This window comes from Stenotrophomonas sp. T8 (genome assembly GCF_051853085.1).
GTDB classification, from domain to species: domain Bacteria; phylum Pseudomonadota; class Gammaproteobacteria; order Xanthomonadales; family Xanthomonadaceae; genus Stenotrophomonas; species Stenotrophomonas sepilia.
The window spans coordinates 3,180,085-3,200,802 of the sequence record NZ_CP195329.1 but is presented as its reverse complement, the minus strand read 5'-3'; the positions used below and the strand labels follow the sequence as shown (position 1 = coordinate 3,200,802).

Here is a 20,718-nt window from a genome sequence, read left to right as displayed (position 1 = left end):
GCCACGTGGCACGCAAGGCGGCGGTCACCCCGGTCCTGTCACCGTCCGGCGAAGCATCCCTGGCGATGCTCGCCGGCGTCGGTCCGGCCGTGGCCGCCAAGCTGCAGGCGCGTGGCCTGGCCACCCTGCAGGATCTCTGGCTTCACCTGCCGCTGCGCTATGAAGACCGGACCCGGCTGACCCGCATCGAAGACCTGCGCAACGGTGTGCCGGCGCAGGTGGAAGGGCGGGTGGTCGCGGTCGAGCGCGGCATGCGCTACCGGCCGATGCTGAAAGTGGCGGTGGAAGACGAAGGGCAGGGCACCCTGGTGCTGCGCTTTTTCCACTTCCGCCAGCAGCAGGTCGGGCAGTTCGCGGTCGGCACCCGGCTGCGCTGCTTCGGCACGCCCAAGCCCGGCCACCTCGGCCTGGAAATCGTCCATCCCAGCTACCAGGTGCTGGGCCGCAACGACGATCCCGAACTCGGCGACCGCCTCGACCCGGTGTATCCCACCGTCGAAGGGGTCGGCCCGATGACCATGCGCAAGCTGATCGGCCAGGCGCTGGACCGCCTGCCCGAGGAGAGCACGCTGGAATTGCTGCCCAGCGGCTGGCTCGATGGCCTGGGCCTGCCTTCGCTGCGCAGCGCGCTGCTGACCGTGCACCGGCCACCGCCGGATGCCGATCTGGCCGCGTTGGCCGCCGGTACCCACCCGGCGCAGCGTCGCCTGGCGATGGAAGAACTGCTGGCCCATCACCTCAGCCTGCGCCGCCAGCGCATTGCCTTGCAGGCACACCATGCGCCGCCGCTGGCCGGTCCTGGCAAGCTGGCCAAGGCGCTGCTGAAGCAGCTGCCGTTCGCGCTGACCGGCGCGCAGGCACGCGTGTTCAAGCAGATCCGTGAAGACCTCGCGCGCCCCAGCCCGATGCTGCGGCTGGTGCAGGGCGACGTCGGCTCCGGCAAGACGGTGGTGGCCGCGCTGGCCGCCATGCTGGCGGTGGAGCAGGGCAAGCAGGTTGCGTTGGCCGCACCCACCGAACTGCTGGCCGAGCAGCACCTCAACAATCTGCGCGGCTGGCTGGAACCGCTCGGTGTGCGCATCGCCTGGCTGGCCGGCAAGGTCACCGGCAAGGCGCGCGCCAAGGTGATGGAGCAGGTCGCCAACGGCGAAGCACAGGTGGTGGTCGGTACCCACGCGCTGATGCAGGAGGCGGTGGTGTTCCAGGACCTGGCGCTGGCCATCGTCGACGAGCAGCACCGCTTCGGCGTGCACCAGCGCTTGGCCCTGCGCGACAAGGGCGCGGGCGGCAACAGCGTGCCGCACCAGCTGGTGATGACCGCCACGCCGATTCCGCGCACGCTGGCGATGTCCGAGTACGCGGACCTGGATGTGTCGGCGATCGACGAACTGCCGCCGGGACGTACACCGGTGCAGACGGTCGCGCTCAACAATGATCGTCGCCCGGAGCTGATCGAGCGCATCGCACTTGCCTGCCAGGAAGGGCGGCAGGTGTACTGGGTGTGTACGCTCATCGAGGAAAGCGAAGAGCTGGATGCCACCCCGGCGCAGGCCACCTACGAATCACTGCAGGCGCTGCTGCCCGGTGTTCGCGTCGGGCTGGTGCATGGCCGCCTCAAGGCCGCCGAGAAGCTTGCGACGATGGTGGCGTTCAAGGCCGGCGAGATCGACCTGCTGGTGGCGACCACCGTGATCGAAGTGGGCGTGGACGTACCGAACGCCTCGCTGATGGTGATCGAGAACGCCGAGCGCCTCGGCCTGGCCCAGCTGCACCAGCTGCGTGGCCGCGTGGGCCGTGGTTCGGCGGTGTCGCGCTGCGTGCTGCTGTACCAGGCACCACTCTCGCAGATGGCGCGTGAGCGCCTGCAGACCATGCGCGAAACCAACGATGGTTTCGTCATCGCCGAGAAGGACCTGGAACTGCGCGGCCCCGGCGAACTGCTCGGGACGCGCCAGACCGGCCTGGCCGGTTTCCGCATTGCCGACCTGGCCCGCGACGCTGGCCTGCTGCCCGGCGTGCATGAATTGGCCGAGCGCCTGTTGGCCCAGCAACCGGCCCTGGCTGATCGCGTGGTGCAGCGCTGGATCGGCACCGCGGTGCGTTACGCCTCGGCCTGATCCCTGTAGAGCCGAGCCCATGCTCGGCTGCCGTTCGCGCTGCGCGCGGGAGTCGAGCATGGTTCGACGCTACAGACAGCCTTTTCGATCATCTCGCGGATATGTCGACCAAGGTCGACACCTACCAAGAGCGGTAGCGATCTGTCGAAGGCGCGGTGGGGCCGGTTGCGGGGGCGTGAGCCGCATGGATGCGGCGACCGAGCTTACATGGACGTACTTGCAGCGTCCCCCGCAACCGGACCCACCCCGCCATCGCTCAGGAAACCAGCTTTTGCCGTTGCCGTTGCTCCTGCCTCTGCGGGTGCAGGGCGCAGCCCTGCCAGAACCCCAACCTCCGTACTTGCAACGGTCATCATCCCGGTCCACACTTCGTTGCCGATCTGAAGACGGCAATAATGACCCACAAGATCCCCCTGTTGATCGACACCGATCCCGGTGTGGACGACGCCTTGGCCCTGCTGATGGCCTTTGCCGATGAACGGCACGACGTGGTCGCCCTGACCATCGCCGCCGGCAATGTCGGCCTCGAATACACCGTCCGCAACGCCCTCAAGCTCTGTGACATCGTCGGCCGCCCCGACGTACCGGTGTTTGCCGGCAGCCCGGATCCGCTGCTGCACCCCTCCGTTGACGCTGCCCACGTGCATGGCCGTGATGGCTACGGCGACGTGGACCTGCCGCCGCCGAGCCGCCAGGCCGAGGCCGAGCACGCGGCCCTGGCCATCCTGCGCCTGTCGCACGAACACGCCGGCGAACTGATGCTGGTGATGTTGGGCCCGCTGACCAATCTGGCGCTGGCACTGAAGCTGGACCCGACCCTGCCCCAGCGCATCAAGCGCATCGTGGTGATGGGCGGTGCGGTTACCTGCCACGGCAACATCACCCCGGCAGCCGAATTCAACATTGCCTTCGATCCGGAAGCCGCGCACGTGGTGTTCACCTCGTTCAAGCACCTGCTGGTGTCGGACTGGGAGGCCACCGTTGCCCACGGCCTGCCGCTGGAGGACGCCGAGAAATGGCTGCAGGCCGATTCCGATCGCGCCCGCTTCTACGAACTGATCTCGCGCAAGACCCGCGCGCTGTCGGAAGATGCCAAGGGCGGCCGCTGGTATACCGCCGATGCGGTGGCCATGGCGTGGGCGCTGAATCCGGAAGGGCAGCTGCAGGTCGAGTCGCGGCCGCTGAACGTCGAGCTGAATGGCACGTTCAGCCGCGGCGCCACCATCGTCGACTGGAACCGCCAGACCGGCCAGCCGGACAACTGCGATCTGCTGATGGCCTACGACCAGCAGCGTTTCGAGGCCCTGGTGCGCCAGGCCCTGGGCGCGGACTGACGTCCGTTGCCCCGCACCGGTTGCCCCGAGCGGCAACCGGTGCTTATAATGCCGCTCTTGACCACCAGCCCATTTACGGTGTGAGCCCATGAAGGCCGATATCCATCCGAACTACCGCGACGTCGTCTTCCATGACGTCACCTCCGATTTCAAGATCCTGACCCGCTCCACCATGGCGACGAAGGAAACCATCCAGTGGGAAGACGGCAACGAATACCCGCTGGTCAAGGTTGAAATTTCCTCGGCTTCGCATCCGTTCTACACGGGCAAGCACAAGGTCATCGACACCTCGGGCCGTATCGACAAGTTCCAGAAGCGCTACGCGCGCTGATCTGTCGATCCAGCTTCGAACCGACGGCCGCGCTCTGCGCGGCCGTTTGTTTTTCCCCAACGCCAACCCAACGGGCGTTTGGATGGACGGAACACTGCGTTCGTGTGACAACGCTTTTGCCGATCCGGGCCGCTCAACGGCCGGTGTCTGGCCGCCTGTCGTATACGACTTCCGTCTAGCACCCGACAAATGCTGCTGTGCGATAATGACATGATCCCCGGCACAGGCCGAGGACGTCATTCACGTGCCTGACCAATGCGCTTGGGCAGGCGCCTTCCCATGAAGGAGCGCACACAGTGTCCGATCTTGATCAGGTCACGCTCAACGCCGGCGACAAGTCCGTCGTTCTGCCCGTCATCAAACCCACCCTTGGCAACGACTGCGTCGACATCGCGAAGCTGACCAAGGAAACGGGTTTCTTCACCTACGATTCCGGCTTCACCGCGACGGCCAGCTGCAAGTCCGCCATCACCTACATCGACGGCGACAAGGGCGTGCTGCTGTACCGCGGCTACCCGATCGAACAGCTGTCGGAAAAGTCGAGCTACGTCGAAGTGGCCTACCTGCTGATCAACGGCGAGCGCCCGAGCGCCGAGCAGCTGAAGGCCTTCACCGATGAGCTGACCGCCGAAGCCAACGTCGATGAGTCGATCAACACCCTGATCGGCAGCTTTGCCAAGGATGCCCACCCGATGGCGATCCTGGCGGCCGCGATCGCGCAGCTGTCGGCCATCTACCACGACTCGCTGGACCTGTCCGACGCCGAGCAGCGCCGCAAGGCCGCCGTGCGCCTGATCGCCAAGGTGCCGACCCTGTCGGCGCTGATCTACCGCCACGGCAAGGGCCTGCCGGCCAACAAGCCGGACACCTCGCTGGACTACGTCAGCCGCTTCCTGAAGCAGACCTTCGAGTCCGCTGACGGCCAGTACGACCTGAACCCGGACGTGGTCAAGGCACTGGACCTGCTGTTCATCCTGCATGCCGACCACGAGCAGAACGCCTCGACCTCGACCGTGCGCCTGGTCGGCTCGACCGGTGCCAACCCGTACGCGTCGGTCGCTGCGGGCGTCACCGCGCTGTGGGGTCCGGCCCACGGCGGTGCCAACGAAGCCGTGCTGAAGATGCTCGAAGAGATCGGCAGCGCCGACAACGTCGAGTCCGCCGTGGTCAAGGCCAAGGACAAGACCTCCGGCTTCCGCCTGATGGGCTTCGGCCACCGCGTCTACAAGAACTTCGACCCGCGCGCCAAGGTCATCGGCGAGATGACCAGCAAGGTGCTCAAGCAGCTGGGCGTGCAGGATCCGCTGCTGGACGTGGCCGTGAAGCTGGAACAGGCTGCGCTGCAGGACGAGTACTTCGTCGCCCGCAAGCTGTACCCGAACGTCGATTTCTACAGCGGCATCATCTACAAGGCGCTGCAGATCCCGACCGAAATGTTCACCGTCATGTTCGCCCTGGGCCGTACTTCCGGCTGGGTGTCGCATTGGCTGGAACAGCAGGTCGATCCGGAAATGAAGATCGGCCGTCCGCGCCAGGTCTACACCGGCAGCGACGTGCGCGACTACCAGGGCTGATCGCCCGCAGCAGATTTGCTGAGAACGCCCCGCATCCGCGGGGCGTTTTTTTTTGTGCCCTGATCGTCTTCGGCGGATGGCGACCGCGGAACGTTGGTCCGCACGATAAGAGCCCGCTTCCGGATCTGAACGCGTTCTGACAATGAATGTCGCATTCACATCTTTTCGGATCTATTGCATGGGTATCACGTCGAAGGCGATAGAACCTGTGCGTACTCATCCCTGTGTGGAGAACGCCATGAACCGACTGCTCGCCATCGCTTTTATCGCCACGCCGCTGGCCCTGCTGAGCCCGCAGGCCTTCGCGCAGTACACCGGGCCGGGGGCAGGGGCCGCTGCCAGCACCGTCGCCGACGCACGTGCGCAGCGCGATGATCATCCGGTGGTGCTGCGTGGCACCCTCATCGCCAAGATCGGTGACGAGCGCTACCAGTTCCGTGATGCCAGCGGCCAGATCGAGGTCGAGATCGATGACGAAGACCTGCCGCCGCAGGCCATCGGTGCCGACACCGTGGTCGAGCTGCGTGGCAAGGTCGACACGCATCGCTTCAAGCCCACCGACATCGATGTCGATCACGTCACCGTCGTGCCTGCAGGTTGAAGCGAACGGCAGCCGAGCGTGGGTTCGGCTCTACAAATTCAATGCAATGAGGTTTGTTGCATTGAACCGATGAGGGAAATTGCATAACCCTCAAACATTGAGCGAATTCAAGAATTCCCCTTAACGTTCAACGTTTTAGGAATGCTTGAATGGCCTGCATGGCAATGGATTTCTAACATTCTCTCCGTCGCCCGCACCCATCCCCGCGGGCGATGCTTCCCTCCCTTTTCTCCTTGGGGAGGGGAGCTTTCATATTCCCCCTTTGTCCGAGAGAGACAACCATGCACGCCATCATCAAGAAGGCCGCGCTCGCGGCAGCGCTGGCCACCGCTTCGCTGTCCGCGCACGCGCTGGAAACCAAGATCTCCGTCTATGCCGACGTCGACCCGACCCTGGCACTGCTGCGTGATGACGGCACCCCGTTGCCGGACCTGGTCACGCTGACCCACGATCCGCTGCGCGGCCTGATTCCGGACACGCAGCGCGTGCGCATTCACTCCAATGATGACACCGCGGATATCGAGGCACGCATCGACGGTGCGTTTGCCCTCGCAAATGAGACCGGCACCGTCACCGTGCCGATGACCATCAGCCTCAACAATCGCGCACTGGGTGCCGCCGCCATCGAATACAAGGCAGTCGACCTGTTCACCGGCGCCGGCTCGACCCCGGGCGCCTCGATCTCGATGCCGTTGACCATCGCCCAGGCCACCCCGGCCCCGATCACCACCAAGGGTCGCTACAGCGGCATCGTCAACGTCGTGCTGAACCAGAAGGCCACCACGCCGTAATCCCCGCGCCGGCCCGGCTCCCGGGCCGGCCGCTTCTCCAGCGGTACCCTCATGACCTCACACGCCCCCGCCGTCACCCGGCTGGCGGTCGCGCTCGCCCTGGCGTTGTCCACTCCGCTGGCGGCCGCGCGCGGCGTCCCGCCCGGTTTCGAAGATCTGGTCGAAGGACAGACCGAACAACTCGACATCCGGCTGTTCGGCCGCTCGGCCGGGCTGTCGCCGGTGCGCGTCACCCTGGAGCATGTGCAGCTGGAAGATCCCGCGCGCGTGCTGCAGGCACTGGACCTGCCCGCCGAGGCGCAGGCCGCGCTGCTGCCGGCGCTGTCGCAGCCGCTGCCACGCAACAGCCACCTGGCCTGCCGCTTCGGTGGCGCCGAGGCCGGTTGCGGCTATCTGGATCCCCCGGAAGACCCTGCGGCCGCGCGCGCGCTGTATGACGAAGGCGAGGGCGCCGTGCGCCTGTTCGTGGCGCGCAAGTGGATCGGTGGCGAGCCCGCCGCGGAACGCTTCCACGCGCTCAGCAGCAATGCCGAGAACGCTTTCCTGCACCAGCAGGTGCTCAACCTCACCGGTGGGCGCGACTACCAGTCGTTCAGTGCGCGCGGCACCGGCGTCCTTGGCCTGTTCCAGCGGGGCCATATGTCCGCCGACTGGTACTTCACCCAGCAGCGCTACCGCAGCAACGGTGGCGATGCGCATTTCGAATTCGACAACGTCTATTACCGCCATGACCTGGGCCAGCAGTACTACCTGCAGGCCGGGCGCATGGACCGCCGCAACCTGTCCAGTCCACAGGGCGGCACCTTCGGTTTCAGCATGCTGCCGCTGGACCGCTTCGACGGTGCCCGCGTGGGCACCACCCAGGCTTACGTGGACAGCGATGCTGCCGTGCAGGCCTCGCCACTGACGGTCCTGCTCGCCCGCGATGCGCGCGTGGACGTGTTCGACGGCGAGCGCCTGCTGCAGACCTACTACCTGCAGGCCGGCATCAACCAGATCGATACCCGCAACTTCCCGTTCGGCAGCTACCTGGTGCGCATGCGCATCTACGAGGATGGCGTGCTGGTGCGTACCGAAGAGGCCCCCTTTGACAAGGGCGGCGATTGGACCGACAGCCAATGGCAGTGGTTCGTGCAGGGTGGCCGCCGCAACGAGCGCCGCAGCGACCGCTTCGATGGTGAGCAGGTAACGGTGGCCGGCACGCGCGTGCCATTGGCTCGCGATCTGGCGGCCACTGCGGGCGTCGCCCACCTGGGCGGGCACAGCTATGGCGAACTGCGGATCGACCTGCGCCGCGTGCTGGCCACGCAGGAGATGCGCGCAACGTTCAGCGGCATGCGCGGCAGCGATGGCAGCCACGGCCAGCAGCATCAGCTGTCATACCGGCGCAAGGCCTCCTGGAACATCTACCAGCAGCGCATGCGCGGCAAGGCCTGCCAGTTCGAGGCCGATGCACGGGACCGCCTGGGCTGCACCAACTCGCTCAGCGGATCGGTCTCGCTGCCGATCGCCGGTGGTACGGCGTACCTGGGGTACACCCGGCGCCAGACCTGGCGCACCGGTTGGAGCCGTCCCGGTGACGATGATCCGTTGGCGCCACTGGATCCGTTCCTGCCGCCGCAACCGCTGCAACCGCACCGTGAGCCGCAGCTCAGCCGCACCTGGCAGGCCAGCTTCAGCCGCAGCCATCGTTGGCAGGATTTCAGCGTCTCCACGCGGCTGGGCCTGTGGCAGCAGCACAGCCACGACAGTGCCCGTGACACCCGCACGCGCGACCGTGGCATCTACCTCAACGTCAGCTTCACCCGCCTGCAACGCAGCCATGTTGGCAACGGCCAGCGCCGCTACGCGGTGGACATGCGCCAGCCGCAGCACCAGCGGCCGGAGATCAACTACAGCGTCGGCCAGAGCTATCGCCAGGAGGTGGACGCGCAGTTGCGTGAGCTGACCTCCGAGCTGCGCGCCAACAACAACGACCGCTACAGCGCATCGCTGGGCGGGCAGCTGCAGAACCGCTACGGACAGACCGGCGCCACCGTGGCGTACTACCAGCAGCATGGCCGCAGCGAGACCGCTTACAGCGGCACGCACAGCTCCGCCTTCGCGCTGGGCCGGCGGGGGGCCTACTGGGGCGCAGGCACCGGCGCCGATGCTGGGCTGGCGGTACAGGTAGCCGCCACCGATGATCTGGACCTGCAGGGCGTGGCGGCCGAACTGCAGGTGAGCGGCGCAGGCCGGCAACGGCTGCAGATCGGCGAGCGCCGGCTGCTGCCGTTGACCGCCTACCAGTCGCACCGTGCCGAACTGCAGGACGCCGGCATCGATACCAGCATGGCCGCCATCCGCGTGAGCGGCGTAGGCGGTGCGCGCCCGATGTTCCTGGCCCCGGGGCGGCTGATGCGCATGCCGGTGCCGATCGAAGTGACCTACACCTTCATCGGCACCGCCCGCACGCTTGCCGGCGCGCCGCTGGGCGGCGCCCGCATCCTCAACGCGCCGGTGCCCGGCACCAGCGCCAACGGCGGCTTCGTCGCCGACTTCCCGCGTCGCGAGACAACGCTCTACCTGCTGCAGGACGACCGCCTGCTGCACTGCCCGCTGCAGGTGCGCGAGCGCCGCCAGGTGGTGCTGCTGGTCGGTGCCGTGCATTGCGAACCGCTGGCCGTGGCCCAGCTGCCGGCGGAGATCCGCCAGCAGGCCCGCGTCACCCGGCTGCTGCAGGAACGCGCGCTGATTGCCGCCACACCCCAGACCGCTGCTGCAGGAGGAACGCCATGAGCCGGCGTGTGTTGTTCGTGTTGATGCTGGTGTGCGCGCTGGCCGTGCTGATGCCACGAGCGTGGGCGCAGAAGTTTCCGGAAATACATCCGACAGATGAGACCCGTCGAGTCACCGAAAGCTGGGACCGATCAGCTGTCCCAGCCGAAGTCGTGCTCTGGTCGCCGATGACATTGTTGGCCTTTCAGGAAGGTCCAGATTCCCCTTATGAAGTTTCTCACCTTGTCTGCCTGTCCGATACCGATGCATCCCGCGGACGCTGTCCAGTGATTGGAAATCCGGAAGCACGTGGCAATGCGCTCCCCGTTTGGTTTTACATGACTGATCAGCGAACTGGACTTCGCACGGAGATTCATGCACTCGGCTACATCAAGAGGCCGTTGAATGGCCCTAACTGCTCTTCGGATCACTGGGGCTCACTGATCTATCCGATCTGGTCATCTGTACCAGATGTATGCCGACCGCTGATATCCGGCGGAATAGGTGTCTCTCTTGCCATTCGGAGCTCTGAACTGAAGCGCTTGGTTGCAGGGGCGTGGGCAGGGCGGATTGAACTCCAATTGCGTCAAACCCGTGGCGGTCCGCTGTTGGCGACCTATGTCTTCGATCTTGCATTCACCGTCACCGATTACGACGCGATCTCGATCTACTTTCCGGCCTTCGACACCATTGCGCCGCTGGTCAACATGGACCTGCGCTACGACCCCATCAAGCAGATGGTAGGCGGCCGCAAGCAGCTGGAGATGTGCCTCTACGACGGCCTCGGCTCGCAGAGCGAGTTCCTCGGCGTCACCGTGCGCGACAGCGGGCCGCGCCCGCCACCCGGCAGCGACTTCGCGGTCTGGCATCGCGATGGTGGCAGCGACGACCGCCAGCGCCTGGACTACCACGTCAGCCTGAACTACGGCGGGCGCGATATCCGCATGCGGCATGGCGTGGAAGAGCTGCTGCATGGCATCGAGAGCGCCGAACTGCGCCTGGTCATGCTGCCCGGCATCAGCCAGCCGGTCTATTGCGTGCCCACGCCGCTGACATTGCTGACACCTCCCACCCCTATCGCCAGCAAGCGCCCCGGTCTCTACGAGGGCGAGCTGACGGTGGAACTGCGCGTACCCACCGCCAAACCCTGATCCCACACGGAGCCTGCCATGAACAAACTGATCGTCTGGATGCTGCCGTTGAGTGCGCTGCTTGCGCCATCAGCACACGCCAACCTGTCCATCCATCCCATGCGAACCGCGATGGATGCCAAGCGGGGTGCGCAGATACGCGTCTACTCGCAGTCCACCCGCCCGCAGTATGTACAGGCCAGCCTGCGCCGCATCGACAACCCGGCAACGCCCCGCGAACAGGAGCAGGACATCGAGGTTGCCGATTCGGCCATTGCCATCACGCCCGGAAAGTTCGCGCTGTCAGGCGGTGGCAATCGCCTGATCCGGCTGATCCCCCTGCAGCCGGTGCAGAAGGAAACCGCATATCGCGTGTACTTCGAAGGTGTGCGCGGCCCGGAAGGCACTGAACTGGAAAGCAGCGACGACGCTGCGCACGCCGACGTCGGCGTCAGCCTGGTGTGGGGCGCGCTGGTGAACGTGGTGCCCGCCGATGGCGTGGTCGACCTGCAGGTGCGCGGCAACACGCTGCACAACAGCGGCACCCTGCGCGTGGGCATCGTCCATGCGGCCGAATGTACGGCCGCCGGCGTCTGCACGCCGCACGACCTCTCGCACAGCCTGTACCCGGACGCCGATTTCACCCTGCCGTTCCAACCGCAGCCGGGCAATTCGCTGCGCCTGCGCTACCGGCTCAGCCAGGACGGCTATCGCGAGCATGTCCAGGACGTGGCCATCCAGTCCAGTTGATCCCCTCCCTGCGTCCCGCGCCTGGCGCGGGATGCCTTTTCCGCAGACTGTTAAGGAGAAAGACCATGAATCGAATCTATCGACGTATCTGGAATGCTGCACGCCAGTGCTGGGTGGTAGCGAGCGAGCTGGCTGTCGCAAGGCAGTGTTCCTCATCGCCGAGAAGACTCCGGCTACTAGTCATTCCACTATCGATGTCTGCGGCCGGCTCCATTTCCGCGAACGCGGGCAGCATGTACTGGGGATGTTCGCCCTTCGATTGGGACAAGGCGGACGTCTATTGCGTGCCCATGTCAGGACAAAGTGAGGATGGAAGAACCTCTGCCAATGCAAAGATCTCCACCTCCAAGGACTATCTGATCATGGGGGGAGGTTCGTACAACGACGGCTCCTGGAACGCTGCCTTTGGTCCCAAGGCCCAGATCATTGGCAACTACAACGCGGCATTGGGCCACAAGGCCAACATCAACGGCGTAGACAGTGTTGCCGTGGGCTACAACGCCAGTGCCCAGCTGGGGCACAGTACGGTGGTCGGTGCCAACGCCTATGGCAAGGGCATCGGCTCTACCGCGTTCGGAAACAAAGCCTCGGCCACACGGCAGAACTCGATCGCCATCGGTAGCGGATCGCTCTCGCAGAGCGAGAATTCAGTGGCGATCGGTGCAAATTCCCTTGCCAGTGAAGTGAACACCGTCTCCGTCGGCAGCGACAAGGAGAAGCGGCGGATCGTCAACGTAGCCGATGGGCGGATCACCGCTGCCAGTACCGACGCCGTCACGGGCAAACAGTTGTACGCGACCAACAGCAAGCTGGGTGCGGTCGAAGCAAACGTCGGCACCATGAAGAATGATCTGACAGCGGTTCGGACGCTTGCGCAGTCCGCCACCAATCGCATCGATGCCACTACCCTGGCACTGGGCAAGGGCGCGGTCGCAGAATCGGGCAGCTACGGCATCAGCACCGCCATCGGCAACAATGCCAAGGCCTACAACGGCCGCAGTGTCGCACTCGGATTCGATGCGCTGGCCGGCGTCGATGCGGAGGGCAATCGAGTGACCGGCCAGAATGCCGGCGTTTCCATCGGTGCAAGCACGCGCAGCGCGAACGGCGCGGTCGCGACCGGATTCCGGGCCATTGCCAGCGGAAACTTCTCCATTGCCGTAGGCGGTGACGCCAATGCGGCCGCCGAACATGCCACTGCAATCGGGTACCTGAGCAAAGCCACGGCAAAGCAGTCCACGGCGCTGGGGCGTGGCAGCGAGGCCAAGGCGCAGTTCGCCACCGCGCTGGGCAATCTTGCGGTATCGGCCAATACCAGTGCCGTGGCACTGGGTGATCGGGCCAACGCCCGCCATGACAATGCGGTGGCACTGGGTGCCGGCTCTGTCACGGCGTCGGTCAACTCCGTTTCGGTGGGCAGCGCTACGCTCAAGCGCAAGATCCAGTACATTGCCGATGGCGTGGTCAGCAATGGCAGCACCGACGCGATCACCGGCAATCAGCTGTTCGCGACCAACCAGGCCCTATCCGCTGCCCAGAGCACGGCCACGAGCGCGCAGACGGCGGCCAACGCGGCCAAGGCCGACGCCGCCAAGGCGCTGACCGAGACGACCGCGCTCGCCGGCCTGGTCTCCCAGACAGGCGCCACCGGCAATGTCCGCCTGGGCGGGAAGAACAGCGGCACCGTACTGGACGTGCGCAACAGCGCCAACGCCAGCCGAAAGGTTGCCGGTGTGGCGGATGGCGACTTGGATGACAGCAGCAACGAGGCTGTGAACGGCAAGCAGCTCAATGCCACCAACGTGCAGGTCGCTGCCGTGGAGAAAGCGGCTACGGCCGCGCAGGCGGATGCAACGGTTGCGAAGGCAGATGCTGCCAAGGCGCTGGTCAGCACCACCGCTCTGGAAGGACTGGTCAGCCAGATCGCCGCCAACGGCAATGTCCGTCTGGGTGAGAAGAACAGCGGAACGGTGTTGGATGTGCGTAACAGCTTGGGCACTAATCGTAAGATCACTGGAATTGCCGACGCAGACGTTGGTGCGGGCAGCAGTGATGCGGTGAACGGCGGGCAGTTGTTCTCTTCCAATCTGAAGATAGCAGTGCTCGAGGAGAAGAGCCGTCTCTTTGGGGCAGGCAATGAAGCTGGTGCGGCCTCAGCACGCGCCGGTGAGTTCGGGGTGGCGATAGGCAACGGTGCTGTGGCATCAGTCGATTCCGAAGGAGGGGTCGCCTTGGGTGCATTCGCTGGCGCACTCGCCAGGAACTCCGTTGCCCTTGGGCGCGCGGCCAGCGTGGAAGCCGGAGCGGTTGCCGGATTTGCACTTGGCGCGGGCGCCTATGTGGCTGCAACTGACGGAATTGCGATTGGCGCCGGTTCGGAAGTTGAGGCTGGTGCAGATGGGGGCGTTGCTCTCGGCGCTGGTTCCGTTGTGGCTGAGAGCGACACTGTTTCTGTTGGCAATGACAGTCTCAAACGTCGAATTACAAATCTTGCCCGCGGCACCGCTGATCACAACGCCACGACCGTCTCTCAGCTGAAGGACTCCCTTGCCACCCTCGGTGGCAGCGCAGGGATGGACGCCAACGGCAACATCATTGCCCCGACCTATTCGGTGCAGGGTGGTACGCAGAACACCGTGCAGGACGCGCTGATGGCGCTCGATGGAGCTGTCACCACCGCAGGCCGCCGTGCGGACATGGTGGAAGGCCAGCTCAACTCGATCTTCCAGGATTCACCCTCGGCCCGTGGCGATGGCAGGAGCCAGATCGCGCTGAGTGGCGCGAACGGCATGGTGTTGACCAATCTGGCTGACGGTCGGGTGGCGCCAGGAAGCCGTGATGCCGTAACCGGCAATCAGCTGTACGCCGCGGAGCAGAAGATCTCGCAGAATCGAAATGATCTGGAGGCGATGCGCAAGGAGAGGGAGATGGGCGAGCGGGCCATGCGTGGATTGGATACGAGCGGCCCGATCGATTTTGGCGGTGCGCGTTTGACTGGAGTGGCCGAGGCTAAGCTGTCGGCTGACAGCTCGGATGTTGTGCGGGGCAGCCAGCTCTATGAGACCAACAGCCGTGTTTCGGCCATGGAAGGCATCAGCCAGTACGTCAGTGTGGGTGCCGCTCCAGGCTATGGTCCTGCTCAGGCTGGACCGGTTGGTCTTGCAATTGGGAACTTCGCTAAGACCGGCAACGATGGAGGAACTGCAGTGGGAACCCATGCGAAGGCACTGGGCAGAAATTCCATAGCCCTTGGTCGCGCTTCGGTCGTGCATGAGGATTCCGATAGCGGATTTGCGCTAGGTACTGGAGCGGAGGTAGGCATTGCCGGAGGTGGTGCACGAGGAGGCATTGCTATCGGTGCTGGAGCAAAAGTGGGTAAAGGAGCGAATGGTTCGCTGGCAATAGGCGAAGGCTCTCAGGCGAATGAGGCCGGAGTGGTTTCATTTGGAAGTGCAACTACTTATCGCCGCCTCATAAACATCGCCAACGGCACCGCCAACCACAACGCCGCCACCGTCGGCCAGCTGCGCGGCGCGCTGTCCGCGCTCGGCGGCGAAGTCGATGCCAACGGCAACATCGTCGGCCCCAGCTTCACCGTGCAGGGCCAGTCCCAGCCCACGCTCAATGGTGCATTGGAAGCGCTCGACGGCGCAGTGGTCAGCACCACCTCGCGCGTAAACCACGTCGAGTCGCAGCTGCGCAGCGTGTTCCAGGACACGCCCTCGGTCCGCGCCGACGGTCTCAACCAGCTCACCCTCGCCGGAACCCACGGCATGGTCATCTCCAACGTGGCCAATGGCCTGATTGCCGCCGGCAGCCGCGATGCGGTCAATGGTGGCCAGCTGCATTCGATGCAGCAGCAGCTCAACGGCCGTATCGATGGCCTGGAAGAGCGCATCGATGCGCCGCAGCCGCAGGCAATGGCGGTGGCTTCAGTGCCCGAACCGGAAGCGCCGGTGCCGCAGGCCGAAGGCGGCCAGCAGGTGGCGTCGGCCGGCGAAGGTGAGAAGCCCGCGCCGCAGCCGAAGTCGAAGAAGGACGACACGCCCAAGCCGCAGGTCGACACCGCTGAACTGGAGAAGATGCTGGCACGCGCCAACGAGTATACCGATGGCGCGATCAGCAACTTCGAACGTCGCCTGGACAAGATGGACAAGCGCTTCAACCGCATGGCGGCGATGAGCAGCGCACAGACCGCGATGGCGATGAACACCGCGGGCCTGGCCACCTACAACCGCCTGGGTGCGGGCGTGGGCTACAGCGAGGGTGAGTCGGCGATGGCGGTGGGCTACCAGCGCGTGCTCAACGAGAAGGGCTCGGCCACCTTCAGCCTCAATGGGGCGTTCACCAACAGCGGTGAGCGCAGCATGGGCGTCGGCGTCGGCATCGGCTGGTAAGCGATGGAGCCCCGGCGTGACGCGCGTAATCCGCCCCGCCGCGCCGGGGTCCTTGCCGAGGAGATGGCAATGTATCGATGGGTAAGCCGGTTCATCAGCTACCGCACGTTCTACCTTTGGCGGGCGCGGTATTACTACTACACCCGCAATCTGGACCGCTGGCTGCTGTTCGCCCTGCTGTGCGTGGCGGGCATGGGCTTGGCGGCCTGGTACACCTGGCGGGTATCGAGTGTGCCGCCGCCGCGCGTGCATCCGGAGGCCGCCGCGCTGCGCGTGGAGAACATCACCCAGGAGGCGATCCACCGCATCGTGCTGGTGCGGCATGGCGGCCCCACGCCGGGCGAGCCGTTCACCACCCCGGAGGATGTCCGTGCCGGCACGCTGCGCACACTGCGGGTGCGGCAGCTGCTGGAAAGTGCGATGGTGTGGCAGCTGAAGGCCCACATGCTGGCCGACATCGCGGCGTACATCGATGCCACGGGAAGCTGCTTCCCTTTCCCGTGCTGGCAGGTGAGCCATCGGCTGGAGCTCATGCGTGCGGCGGAGGCGGAGAACGCGGCCATCAACCGGGCGCTGGAGCCGGTGCTGGAGGTGCCGCTGGACAGGATGCCCAACCTCAACGGCGGTGAGCGCGCGCGGATCCAGACGGCGTGGTCGGACCCGTTCGGCGATGTCTACAACCAGACCTGGTTGCTGGGCGATCTGCAGAACATGCACGCGCGGATGATGATGGCGTACCCGCAGCGGGTGGGAGCTCCTTGGCTGATGCGCCTGCTTGGCGATGAGACGGAGGAGCAGCACCATGATGTCTGGTAGGGCAACGCACCTCCTGTAGAGCCGAGCCATGCTCGGCTGCTCTTCGGTCAGGTGTCCGGATGCCTGATGCACCGTGCGGACCAACGGTCCGCACCCACAAGAAGAAGGAAGCAGGTAGCGCGCTTTCTGTAGAGCCGAGCCATGCTCGGCTGCTCTTGGGCCAGGTGTCCGGATGCCTGATGCATCGTGCGGACCAACGGTCCGCACCTGCCAGAAGAAGGAAGCAGGCAACGCGTCTTCTGTATAGCCGAGCCATGCTCGGCTGCTCTTGGGCCAGGTGTCCGGATGCCTGATGCACCGTGCGGACCAACGGTCCGCACCCACCAGAAGAAGGAAGCAGGTAGCGCGCTTTCTGTAGAGCCGAGCCATGCTCGGCTGCTCTTAGGCCAGGTGTCCGCACGCCTGATGCACCGTGCGGACCAACGGTCCGCACCCACCAGAAGAATGAAGCAGGTAGCGCGCTTTCTGTAGAGCCGAGCCATGCTCGGCTGCTCTTGGGCCAGGTGTCCGGATGCCTGATGCACCGTGCGGACCAACGGTCCGCACCCACCAGAAGAAGGAAGCAGGTAGCGCGTCTTCTGTAGAGCCGAGCCATGCTCGGCTGCTCTTGGGCCAGGTGTCCGCACGCCTGATGCACAGTGCGGACCAACGGTCCGCACCTACCAAGGCCGGAACCATCCAAGGCCGGAACCATCCAAGGCCGGCGCAACCGTCACCCGCCGATATACGCGGTGATCTCCGCTTCGGCCAGCAGCTGCCGCAGCTGTGCGACAGACGCGCGCCGCATCGGTTTCTCATCCACCGGCGACAGCGGCGCCTGGCGCAGCGCATCGTATGGCAGCACGGCCAGGTCAAAGGTCAGCTCCTCGGCACTGAACACCCACACCGGCACGTCCAGGCTGCGCTCGCGGTCCATGCGCAGGCGGCGCGTCCGCGATTCAGCGGGAATGCCGTGCTCGTCCAGGAAGCGATGCACGGCTTCCGGGTCGTCGCTGTGCAGGTGCAGCTGCACCGGGCTGTTGGCATCGGCGGTGCCTTCCAGCACCGGGCCGGCCAGCCGTGGGGCGAAGCCGTGCAGGAACTCCAGCGCGCGCATCGCGGCCTCGCGGCGGCGCTGCAGTTCATTGCCGTGCTGGGGCCCGGCGAACAGCCGCTGGTATTCGCGCAAGGCGTCTTCGATCTCGGTGTTGCGGGGCAGGGAGGCATCGTCGTGGATGCCGAGCCGGCTGGCGGCCTTCAACTTGGCCTGGTGATAGTCGCGGATGCCGCCTTCGGCCATCAGGCGGGCGGCTTCGTGGGCGAGGCGGTGGCGCCGCTCGCGGGTCTGGCTGGCAGCATGCTGACGGGCGCGATGCATGCGATGACTCCTGTTGCGACCTGGCTACAGACTAGCGCACGGATGTGACATCCGCGTAGGTATTTCACGGAGGGGATGTAGAGCCGAGCCCACGCTCGGCTGCTCTACGCGGGGGCCCTGAGCCGAGCATGGGCTCGGCCCCACAGCCGCATCGGTGCCAACCCCACGGTTGGCACCCACTGCACCCTTCCTCAGAAGATATCGAACGCGGCGGCGTCGGCCTGTGGCGTATTGAGGTTCAGGTCGTAGTCGGTCAGGCGATCCATGTCTTCCACCTTCACCCACTCGGTCGCGCCGTTGAGCGTGGCCTGGACCATGCCGCTGGGCGGCTCGTTCTGCGCGATCGGGGTGTCCTTCAGCGCGGTGCGCATGTAGTCGATCCAGATCGGCAGCGCCGCCTTGCCACCGTACTCGCGGTAACCCAGCGAGCGGAAGTCGTCGCGGCCCACCCACACGGTGGTCACGTACGGGCCGCCGAAGCCGGAGAACCAGGCGTCACGATGGTCGTTGGTGGAGCCGGTCTTGCCGCCCACGTCCTCGCGGCCGAGCACCTTGGCCTGCACACCGGTACCGCGCTGGACCACGTCGCGCATCATCGACACCAACTGGTAGGCGGTGCGGGCGTCGATCGCGCGCGGGGCGGTGCGGGCATCCGGGTTGGCCGGCGCGGCCGGGGTCTCGGTCTTGGCTTCGGCCTTGGCCGCAGCGGCCGGGTCCACCTTCGGGGCCGGGGCGCCGAAGTTGAAGCCATCCACCACCTGGTTGACCGGCTGATCGCTGCTGCCGGCGCAGTCGCGGCAGGCCAGCGCCGGGTTTTCCTTGAACACCAGGTTGCCGTCGCGGTCATTGACCTGGTCGATCAGCCAGGTATCCACGCGCGAACCGCCATTGGCGAACACCGCGTAGCCACGCGCCACCGACAGCGGGGTCAGCGAGGCAGTACCCAGCGACATCGACAGGTTCGGCGGAAGCTCCGATTCGGCGAAGCCAAATTCGCTGATGTACTTGCGCGCATAGTCCACGCCCATGCCATCGAGCAGGCGCACCGAGACCAGGTTGCGCGACTGCACCAGCGCTTCACGCAGGCGCATCGGGCCGCGGAAGCCGCCGCCGTCGTTCTGCGGGGCCCAGGTCTTGCCGCGGCGATCGCGGAACACGACCGGGGCGTCGAGCACGATCGAGGCTGGGTTGTAGCCCTTGTCGAAAGCGGCCGCGTAGACGAACGGCTTGAAGCTCGAACCCGGCTGGCGGCGGGCCTGGGTGGCGCGGTTGAACTTGTTGCCGGAGAAGCTGAAGCCACCCACCAGCGCCTTCAGCGCGCCGCTGTGGGCATCCAGCGAGACCAGTGCGGACTGGCCGCGCGGGATCTGGTCCAGCAGCCACTCCCCTTCCTTGGCACCGGCGCGTACGCGCACGATGTCGCCGCGCTGCACCAGCTTGCCCGGGGTCTTGTTGGTCCACTTGGCGGCACCGGCCGGCAGCACGATCTCGGTGCGGTTGGCCAGCACCACCGTGGCGCTGCCATCGGCAGCGGTGCTGGCGACGATTGCCGGCAGCAGGCCGGCCTGGCCGTACATGCCGCGCAGGTGCTCGGCCAGCGCGGCGGTATCGTCGCCGGCGCCCAGCTGCACCTGCTTCTCCACGCCGTGCCAGCCGTGGCGGTGGTCGTACAGCAGCAGGCCATCACGGACGGCCAGGTTGGCGGCGGTCTGCAGGGTGGAGTCGATCGTGGTGGTGACGTGGTAGCCCTTGTTGACCACGTCGCCGCCGAAGCGGGCGATCATTTCCTGGCGCACCAGCTCGGCCACGTAGGGTGCATCGACCTGCACCGGCGGCTCATGCGCGGTGGCGTGCATCGGCACGGCCTTGGCCGCGTCGGCTTCGGCCTGGCTGACGAACTTCAGGTCGGCCATGCGCTGCAGCACGTAATTGTCGCGGCGCTGGCGGGCACGTTCCGGGTTGGAGATCGGGTTGCCCGACGACGGGAACTTGGGGATACCGGCCAGCGAGGCCATCTCGTCCAGGTCCAGCTCGTTCAGCTTCTTGCCGTAGTAGAACTCGGCGGCGGCGGCCACGCCGTAGGCGCGGTTGCCGAAGAAACTCTTGTTCAGGTACAGCTCGAAGATCTCGTCCTTGCTCAGCTCGGACTCGATCTTGCGCGCCAGCAGGATCTCGGCCAGCTTGCGGGTGTAGCTGTACTCGGAGCTGAGGAAGAACTGGCGGGCGACCTGCTGGGTGATGGTGGAGCCACCCGGCACGCGCTTGTCGTTGGTGGTGGCCAGCAGCCAGACCGCACGGCCGATGCCCATGTAGTCCACGCCGCCATGTTCGTAGAAGCGGGCGTCCTCGGTGGCCAGGAAGGCCTGCTTCAGCCGCTCGGGCACGTCCTTCATGGTGACCGGGGTGCGCCGGGTCTCGCCGAACACCGCCATCAGCTTGCCGTCGGCAGCGTAGACGTACATCGGCTCCTGCATTTCCACGTCGCGCAGGGTCTGCACGTCGGGAAGCTTGGAGGAAACGGCATAGTACAGACCGCCCACGGCGGCCGCGCCGATCAGCGCCAGGACCAGGACAATCAGGAAGATCCAGCGCAGCCAGCGGCGGAGTCGAGTCATCGGGTTCAGATTCCGATTGCGAATTTCGTGGTCGCAGAGTATAGATTACGCAAGGTGGCGGCTGGGGTCGGCACCGGGGAGCGCAAGGGGAACAGTCAGGGGCTGCATGGTGAATCCGTGAGGGATTTCACAGCAGGGCCGTTGCCAT

General features: G+C 65.7%; 13 protein-coding genes. 11 read left to right on the top strand and 2 right to left on the bottom strand.

Annotation, left to right across the window (positions count from 1 at the left end; genetic code table 11):
- The first annotated feature begins 5 nt into the window (after window positions 1–5).
- The 11 genes from recG to ACSDHM_RS14805 all read left to right on the top strand — a co-directional run bounded on the left by recG (window position 6) and on the right by ACSDHM_RS14805 (window position 16,598).
- Window positions 6–2,117 (top strand): ATP-dependent DNA helicase RecG, encoded by a 2,112-nt coding sequence (gene recG, locus ACSDHM_RS14855; protein ID WP_072168456.1) that lies wholly within the window; start codon window positions 6–8, stop codon window positions 2,115–2,117.
- 395 nt (window positions 2,118–2,512) lie between these two features.
- Window positions 2,513–3,451 carry a nucleoside hydrolase gene (locus tag ACSDHM_RS14850; protein ID WP_005418952.1) on the top strand — a complete coding sequence of 313 codons (939 nt, stop codon included), beginning with the start codon at window positions 2,513–2,515 and terminating at the stop codon, window positions 3,449–3,451.
- A gap of 88 nt (window positions 3,452–3,539) precedes the next feature.
- On the top strand, window positions 3,540–3,782 hold the full coding sequence (locus tag ACSDHM_RS14845) for a type B 50S ribosomal protein L31 (protein WP_005410871.1): 243 nt from the start codon (window positions 3,540–3,542) through the stop codon (window positions 3,780–3,782).
- A 296-nt stretch (window positions 3,783–4,078) separates the two neighbouring features.
- Window positions 4,079–5,356, top strand: coding sequence for a citrate synthase (locus ACSDHM_RS14840; RefSeq protein ID WP_061480588.1), 1,278 nt, complete (start codon window positions 4,079–4,081; stop codon window positions 5,354–5,356).
- A 238-nt stretch (window positions 5,357–5,594) separates the two neighbouring features.
- Window positions 5,595–5,957: a NirD/YgiW/YdeI family stress tolerance protein gene (locus tag ACSDHM_RS14835; protein WP_088497522.1), complete on the top strand. Its 363-nt coding sequence runs from the start codon at window positions 5,595–5,597 to the stop codon at window positions 5,955–5,957.
- Window positions 5,958–6,238: 281 nt separating this feature from the next.
- Window positions 6,239–6,748 (top strand): CS1 type fimbrial major subunit, encoded by a 510-nt coding sequence (locus ACSDHM_RS14830; RefSeq protein WP_151354762.1) that lies wholly within the window; start codon window positions 6,239–6,241, stop codon window positions 6,746–6,748.
- A 51-nt stretch (window positions 6,749–6,799) separates the two neighbouring features.
- A complete protein-coding gene (locus ACSDHM_RS14825) occupies window positions 6,800–9,526 on the top strand; it encodes a TcfC E-set like domain-containing protein (protein ID WP_439426356.1) in 2,727 nt (908 codons plus the stop codon).
- A complete protein-coding gene (locus ACSDHM_RS14820) occupies window positions 9,523–10,656 on the top strand; it encodes a CfaE/CblD family pilus tip adhesin (protein WP_345782200.1) in 1,134 nt (377 codons plus the stop codon). The genes ACSDHM_RS14825 and ACSDHM_RS14820 overlap by 4 nt, the downstream gene beginning before the upstream one ends.
- Before the next feature lie 18 nt (window positions 10,657–10,674).
- Entirely contained in the window at window positions 10,675–11,385 is a 711-nt protein-coding gene (locus tag ACSDHM_RS14815; RefSeq protein WP_065197144.1) for a pilus assembly protein, read from the top strand.
- A 65-nt stretch (window positions 11,386–11,450) separates the two neighbouring features.
- A complete protein-coding gene (locus ACSDHM_RS14810) occupies window positions 11,451–15,782 on the top strand; it encodes an ESPR-type extended signal peptide-containing protein (RefSeq protein ID WP_439426355.1) in 4,332 nt (1,443 codons plus the stop codon).
- A gap of 69 nt (window positions 15,783–15,851) precedes the next feature.
- Complete coding sequence (locus tag ACSDHM_RS14805) at window positions 15,852–16,598, top strand: hypothetical protein (RefSeq protein ID WP_439426354.1); 747 nt, start codon at window positions 15,852–15,854, stop codon at window positions 16,596–16,598.
- 712 nt (window positions 16,599–17,310) lie between these two features.
- Here the strand turns inward: ACSDHM_RS14805 and ACSDHM_RS14800 are convergent.
- Together ACSDHM_RS14800 and ACSDHM_RS14795 are read right to left on the bottom strand one after the other, a co-directional pair.
- On the bottom strand, window positions 17,311–17,955 hold the full coding sequence (locus tag ACSDHM_RS14800) for a hypothetical protein (RefSeq protein WP_049411389.1): 645 nt from the start codon (window positions 17,953–17,955) through the stop codon (window positions 17,311–17,313).
- Window positions 17,956–18,146: 191 nt separating this feature from the next.
- Entirely contained in the window at window positions 18,147–20,570 is a 2,424-nt protein-coding gene (locus ACSDHM_RS14795; RefSeq protein WP_111007624.1) for a penicillin-binding protein 1A, read from the bottom strand.
- Window positions 20,571–20,718 lie beyond the last annotated feature (148 nt).

What these genes read in the sequence shown, in the direction of transcription:
- ACSDHM_RS14845 (WP_005410871.1), top strand. Translation starts at nt 3,540, where the DNA reads ATGAAGGCCGATATCCATCCGAACTACCGCGACGTCGTCTTCCATGAC.
- ACSDHM_RS14800 (WP_049411389.1), bottom strand. Translation starts at nt 17,955, where the DNA reads ATGCATCGCGCCCGTCAGCATGCTGCCAGCCAGACCCGCGAGCGGCGC.
- ACSDHM_RS14795 (WP_111007624.1), bottom strand. Translation starts at nt 20,570, where the DNA reads ATGACTCGACTCCGCCGCTGGCTGCGCTGGATCTTCCTGATTGTCCTG.
- ACSDHM_RS14810 (WP_439426355.1), top strand. Translation starts at nt 11,451, where the DNA reads ATGAATCGAATCTATCGACGTATCTGGAATGCTGCACGCCAGTGCTGG.
- ACSDHM_RS14850 (WP_005418952.1), top strand. Translation starts at nt 2,513, where the DNA reads ATGACCCACAAGATCCCCCTGTTGATCGACACCGATCCCGGTGTGGAC.
- ACSDHM_RS14805 (WP_439426354.1), top strand. Translation starts at nt 15,852, where the DNA reads ATGTATCGATGGGTAAGCCGGTTCATCAGCTACCGCACGTTCTACCTT.
- ACSDHM_RS14835 (WP_088497522.1), top strand. Translation starts at nt 5,595, where the DNA reads ATGAACCGACTGCTCGCCATCGCTTTTATCGCCACGCCGCTGGCCCTG.
- ACSDHM_RS14830 (WP_151354762.1), top strand. Translation starts at nt 6,239, where the DNA reads ATGCACGCCATCATCAAGAAGGCCGCGCTCGCGGCAGCGCTGGCCACC.
- ACSDHM_RS14825 (WP_439426356.1), top strand. Translation starts at nt 6,800, where the DNA reads ATGACCTCACACGCCCCCGCCGTCACCCGGCTGGCGGTCGCGCTCGCC.
- ACSDHM_RS14820 (WP_345782200.1), top strand. Translation starts at nt 9,523, where the DNA reads ATGAGCCGGCGTGTGTTGTTCGTGTTGATGCTGGTGTGCGCGCTGGCC.
- ACSDHM_RS14815 (WP_065197144.1), top strand. Translation starts at nt 10,675, where the DNA reads ATGAACAAACTGATCGTCTGGATGCTGCCGTTGAGTGCGCTGCTTGCG.